Source organism: Alteromonas sp. KUL150 (assembly GCF_009811475.1).
GTDB lineage: Bacteria > Pseudomonadota > Gammaproteobacteria > Enterobacterales > Alteromonadaceae > Alteromonas > Alteromonas gracilis.
The window spans coordinates 1-2,354 of the sequence record NZ_BLIJ01000096.1 but is presented as its reverse complement, the minus strand read 5'-3'; the positions used below and the strand labels follow the sequence as shown (position 1 = coordinate 2,354).

The window sequence follows — 2,354 nt, the reverse complement described above, 5'->3', positions numbered from 1 at the left end:
GTGTCCGTCCGGTAATCCCCACATTCAATTCATAAATTAGCTACGGCATGGTGTTCGCTTTGCAAAGGAGAATGACCATGCAGCAATATCAACGAAGAGAAGTGCAAGATTGGCTCAATTTATTTGAGCAACAAAAACAAAGCGGACTCACCGCAGTGGAGTTTTGTCGTCAGCAGCAGATTAACGTTCAAACTTATTATACCCGACGTCGCGATATTCGGCTTCAACGAACAAGTAGCAAGTTTGTTCAGGTGAACCGTGAAGTCACGAAGGTTGAATCCTACACCGAAGCAATGGGTGGCGAACTTCTCTTGCAACTTGGAAATGCCCAACTTACCGTGCCAACCAATATTAACCCTCACTGGGTTGCTACTGTGATGAAGGCATTGGCCGAATGAAGATGTTCGTAGAGCCTGCCGACATTTACCTGTACATGGATATCGTCGACTTCCGCAAATCGATTAATGGCTTAATTGTCGTGGTTGAGCAGGATATGAAACTGAATCCGTTTCGCGATGCGCTGTTCGTCTTCTGCAACAAAAAGCGCGATAAGGTCAAAATACTCTATTGGGATAAAACGGGCTTCGCACTCTGGTATAAACGCCTCGAAAAACATCGCTTTAAATGGCCTGTCGATGCGAACTTAAAACAGATGCATATGAGTGAACAGCAGCTACAGTGGCTGTTATCGGGCTACGATGTCATAGGGCATCAGCCGTTGCACTACAACGCATCCGGCTTATAACCTGTGATCATAAGTAGCGATTAACGATCACGAAATAGTCTTAATAATGTAAGGTAATCAGCAGCTTAATACGGGATAATAGCGGTATGAACGAGAAAGAATACCAATCCCGCATTGCTGAACTTGAAGCGCTTCTTGAAGAGAAGAGCGCGCGGATTGCCTATTTAGAGGAACAGTTCCGCGTTGCCCAACACAAGCAGTTCGGTAAAAGCACCGAAGGCCACCTTGGGCAAGGTGAGTTGTTCAATGAAGCGGAAGAATTAGTTGTTGAGGCTGAAACTGAAATAGCCGAAGAAGCGATTAGCTACACCCGCAAAAAGCCGGCGCGCAAACCACTCCCTAAAGACTTGCCTCGTGAGGTTATCGTTCACGATATTAGCGACGAAGAAAAAACCTGTGACTGCTGTTCGGGCGAATTACACCGCATTGGTGAAGATAAGGCAGAGACGCTTCAGTTTATCCCTGCTCAGGTAAAAGTGATTGAGCATGTTCGCCCTAAATATGCGTGCCGTACCTGTGAAAAGGGCGGTATCAGCAACACGATTAAACAAGCGCCCGTACCTCACAGCGTTATCCCAAAAGGTTATGCGACGCCAAGCTTATTAAGTCAAATCATTACCAGCAAATATCAGTATGGCTTACCGCTGTATCGACAAGAAGCGATGTTCAAACAGCATGGTATCGAATTAAATCGTAAGACGATGGCGGACTGGATAATCCGCTGTGCTGCGTTGTTTAAACCGCTTTACGAGCAGCTTCGTCAACACCTGTTAAAGCAAGCTGTTATCGCGGCGGATGAAACCACGCTGAAGGTGGTTGAATCTGATAAAGCGACTAGCTATATGTGGCTGTACGCCTGTGGTGCTGACTCACCTGGCGGAAATATACCTGGTACAGAGACACCCAATATCGTGCTGTACGACTATCACAATAGTCGCGCAGGGCAATGCGCGGTAAACTTCTTGAAAGGCTATAACGGCTACTTACAAGTGGATGGCTATCAAGGCTATGAGCAAACGCAAGCGACACTCATTGGCTGTTGGGCACATGCACGTCGTAAGTTCATGGAAGCCAAAAAAGGCGCAGGTAAAAAAGGCAGTGGCAAAGCAGACTGGGCACTCAATCACATCCAAAAGCTCTACCGCATCGAAACACAGTTAAAAGATAAAACAGTGGAAGAGCGCTATCTCATCAGACAAGAAAAAAGTCTGCCACTACTCAATCAGTTCCATACATGGCTCACAAAGTCAGTGCAACAGGTGTTACCGAAAACCAAATTAGGTGAAGCGATACAATACTGCTTGAACCAATGGGAAAAGCTTGTACGTTATACACTCGATGGGCTACTCAGTATTGATAATAATCGTGCTGAGCGCGCAATTAAACCGTTCGTCATCGGCCGGAAAAACTGGCTGTTTAGCCAAACTGCCACAGGCGCAAACGCCAGCGCAGTGCTCTACAGCATGATCGAAACTGCTAAAGCCAACGACCTCAATGTGTTCGAATATATGATGACTTGCCTTGACGAACTCAGCTTCCCCAACGTCGATATCGAGCAACTGCTACCATGGCAGTTTGCTAAGCGCTAGGTGGTATTGCCGGACGGATA

3 protein-coding genes are annotated in these 2,354 nt (G+C 46.6%); all 3 read left to right on the top strand.

Going from position 1 to position 2,354, the window contains the following annotated elements:
- Positions 1-77 precede the first annotated feature (77 nt).
- The 3 genes from tnpA (at position 78) to tnpC (ending at position 2,334) form a co-directional block, all read left to right on the top strand.
- Positions 78-398, top strand: a complete 321-nt coding sequence (gene tnpA / locus GVO62_RS19225) for an IS66 family insertion sequence element accessory protein TnpA (protein WP_159120620.1) — start codon at positions 78-80, stop codon at positions 396-398.
- Entirely contained in the window at positions 395-745 is a 351-nt protein-coding gene (tnpB, locus tag GVO62_RS19220) for an IS66 family insertion sequence element accessory protein TnpB (RefSeq protein ID WP_008305429.1), read from the top strand. The genes tnpA and tnpB overlap by 4 nt, the downstream gene beginning before the upstream one ends.
- A gap of 86 nt (positions 746-831) precedes the next feature.
- Positions 832-2,334, top strand: coding sequence for an IS66 family transposase (gene tnpC, locus GVO62_RS19215; protein WP_159120619.1), 1,503 nt, complete (start codon positions 832-834; stop codon positions 2,332-2,334).
- The last annotated feature ends 20 nt before the right edge of the window (positions 2,335-2,354 follow it).